This is a genomic window from Arthrobacter sp. 05L45_2 (assembly GCF_056397525.1).
The window spans coordinates 1-2,963 of the sequence record NZ_JBFTNO010000275.1 but is presented as its reverse complement, the minus strand read 5'-3'; the positions used below and the strand labels follow the sequence as shown (position 1 = coordinate 2,963).

The 2,963-nt window shown below is 66.4% G+C and carries 4 protein-coding genes; all 4 read left to right on the top strand.

The window, feature by feature from the left end; translation table 11 throughout:
• Positions 1–68 precede the first annotated feature (68 nt).
• Entirely contained in the window at positions 69–269 is a 201-nt protein-coding gene (locus tag AC1DHD_RS15310; protein ID WP_476880534.1) for a ubiquitin-like protein Pup, read from the top strand.
• A gap of 111 nt (positions 270–380) precedes the next feature.
• Positions 381–1,208, top strand: coding sequence for a proteasome subunit beta (prcB, locus tag AC1DHD_RS15305; RefSeq protein ID WP_476880533.1), 828 nt, complete (start codon positions 381–383; stop codon positions 1,206–1,208).
• Position 1,209: 1 nt separating this feature from the next.
• Positions 1,210–1,917, top strand: coding sequence for a proteasome subunit alpha (gene prcA / locus AC1DHD_RS15300; RefSeq protein WP_476880532.1), 708 nt, complete (start codon positions 1,210–1,212; stop codon positions 1,915–1,917).
• A 1-nt stretch (position 1,918) separates the two neighbouring features.
• The coding region (pafA, locus tag AC1DHD_RS15295) for a Pup--protein ligase (RefSeq protein ID WP_476880531.1) at positions 1,919–2,963 on the top strand (1,045 nt) is incomplete at its 3' end.

Here is a 2,963-nt window from a genome sequence, read left to right as displayed (position 1 = left end):
GCTTTACAGGGTGTCCCGCTCACGGCGCGGCATCCGGTGGAAATGCAGTGGGATCTAAGGAGAGAACAATGGCAGGCCAGGAGCAGCAGCAGCCGCAGTCCCGCGAGACCGAAATCGAGGACACCCCACCGGCACCACCGGCCGCGCCCGAGGCGCAGGCGTCGGAAGCGACCCAGGGCGTGGATGACCTTCTCGACGAGATCGACGGCGTCCTGGAGTCCAACGCCGAGGAATTTGTCCGGGCTTTTGTCCAGAAAGGCGGCCAGTAGGGCCGCCGACCGGCGGYTGGCTGGCGGGCACTATTGGAGGAGGACCGGGCTGAGGATTCATGGGGCTGAGAGCCGGAAGTCGTTGATCCACTACGTTGAGGGAGTGCACCAGTGCAGGAAACATCAGCCAACCAGGTAGCGGCGAACGCGACGTCCTCATTCACCGAGCACCTGCAGCGCTCCCGGCCCGAGCTCTTGCCGTTCAGCGCCCTCCAGGCGGGCGTGCTGTCCGCAGCGTCGTCCGCGCCGCTCCAGGCGCCGCACGCCACCACGATTGTGGCCATGACCTACGCCGGGGGAGTCCTCATGGCCGGGGACCGCCGCGCGACCATGGGCAACGTCATCGCCAGCCGGCACATCGAAAAAGTCTTCCCCGCGGACCAGTACTCGGTTCTGGGAATCGCCGGTACGGCAGGGATCGCGCTTGATATCACCCGGCTGTTCCAGGTGGAGCTGGAACACTACGAGAAGATCGAGGGAACCCAGCTGAGCCTGGACGGCAAAGCCAACCGGCTGGGCGCCATGATCCGCGGCAACCTGCCGATGGCGATGCAGGGACTGGCCGTGATCCCGCTCTTCGCCGGGTTCGACCGCCCGGCCGGCATCGGGCGCCTGTTCTCCTACGACGTCACCGGTGGCCGCTACGAGGAGCAGGAACACCACACCGTGGGCTCCGGGTCCATGTTTGCGCGCGGGGCACTGAAAAAGCTTTGGCGCCCCAATCTCTCCGAAGCCGAGGCCGTCCGGGTAGCCGTCGAGGCACTGTACGACGCCGCCGACGACGACTCGGCCACCGGAGGGCCCGACCCGGTGCGCCAGCTCTGGCCGGTAGTCTACGCCGTCAGCCGTTCCGGTGCCGTGCGCGTTCCCGAACGCGAGCTCGCCGCCGTAGCGGGCACCATCATCGAGGCACGGGCCGCGGCCCAGCGGGAGGCCTGAAATGACCCAGCAGTTCTATGTCTCCCCTGAACAGCTAATGAAGGACCGGGCGGACTTCGCCCGGAAGGGCATCGCCCGTGGCCGGTCGGTAGTGGTGATCAGTTGCCGGGACGGCATCGCGCTGGTGGCCGAGAACCCGTCGCCCTCACTGCACAAGATCAGCGAGATTTACGACAAAATCGCGTTCGCCGCCGTCGGCAAGTACAACGAATTCGAGAGCCTACGCCAGGCCGGTGTGCGCTATGCCGACGTACGGGGTTACTCGTACGACCGTGAGGACGTCACCGCCCGCGGGCTGGCCAGCGTCTACGCCCAAAGCCTCGGCGCCGTCTTCACCACCGAACAGAAGCCGTTCGAGGTGGAACTGGCGGTGACCGAGGTGGGGGAGAGCCAGGACGCCGACCACCTCTACCGCCTGACGTTCGATGGCTCCATCGCCGACGAACGCGGGTTTATTGTGATGGGCGGCCAGGCCGACAAGGTCTCCGAGGCCGTGGCCGCGGGATGGCGCAGCGAACTCGACTTCGCCGGTGCCATCCGGCTGGCGCTGTCCGGGCTCGTCGCGGACAAGGAAGCGACGGCGCTGCCCGCGTCCGCCGTGGAGGTAGGCGTCCTGGACCGCCGCTCGGAAAGCAGCCGCGGCAGCCGCCGCGCGTTCCGCCGCCTGGACGACGCCGCAATTGAGGCCCTGCTGGCTGAGGAGAACTGAGATGGATAAGCGTATTTTCGGCATCGAGACCGAGTTCGGCATTTCCTATTCGAGCCCGGAGTCACGACCACTGGCGCCGGAAGAAGTGGCCCGGTACCTCTTCCGCAAAGTGGTCAGCTGGGGGAGATCCTCCAACGTGTTCCTCACCAACGGCTCACGGCTCTACCTCGACGTCGGTTCGCACCCGGARTACGCCACCGCCGARTGCGAYGACCTCGCCCAGCTGATCGCCCATGACCGGGCAGGCGAGCTGATCCTGGACGACCTCGTCGACGAGGCCCAGGAACGCCTGGCCGCCGAGGGCTTCAACGGCACGGTGTACCTGTTCAAGAACAACACCGACTCGGCCGGGAACTCCTACGGCAGCCACGAGAACTACCTGATTCCGCGGCGCGGGGAGTTCTCCCGGCTCGCCGAAATCCTCATTCCGTTCCTCGTGACCCGCCAGCTGATCGCCGGTGCGGGCAAGATCCTGAAGACCCCGCACGGGGCCACCTACGCCTTCTCCCAGCGCGCCGACCACATCTGGGAAGGTGTCTCCTCCGCCACCACCAGGTCCCGGCCCATCATCAACACCCGGGACGAGCCGCACGCGGACGCCGAGTTCTACCGCCGGCTGCACGTGATTGTGGGCGACTCAAACATGTCCGAGACCACCACGCTGCTCAAAGTCGGCACCGTGGACCTGATCCTGCGGATGATCGAGGCGGGCGTCATCATGCGCGACATGCGGATGGAGAACCCGATCCGCAGCATCCGCGAGATCTCCCACGACCTCAGCGGCCGGGCCCTGGTCCGCCTGGCCAACGGCCGCCAGCTGACTGCCCTGGAAATCCAGCGCGAGTACCTGAACAAGGTGACCGAATTCGTGGCCGACCGGGGAGCGCACAACGCCCACGTCCCGGTCATCCTGGACCTGTGGGAGCGCACCCTCGACGCGATCGAAGGCGGCAACACCAGCACCATTGACACCGAGGTCGACTGGGCCATCAAGAAGAAGCTGATGGACAGCTACCGCGAACGGCACAGCCTGGACCTCGATGCAC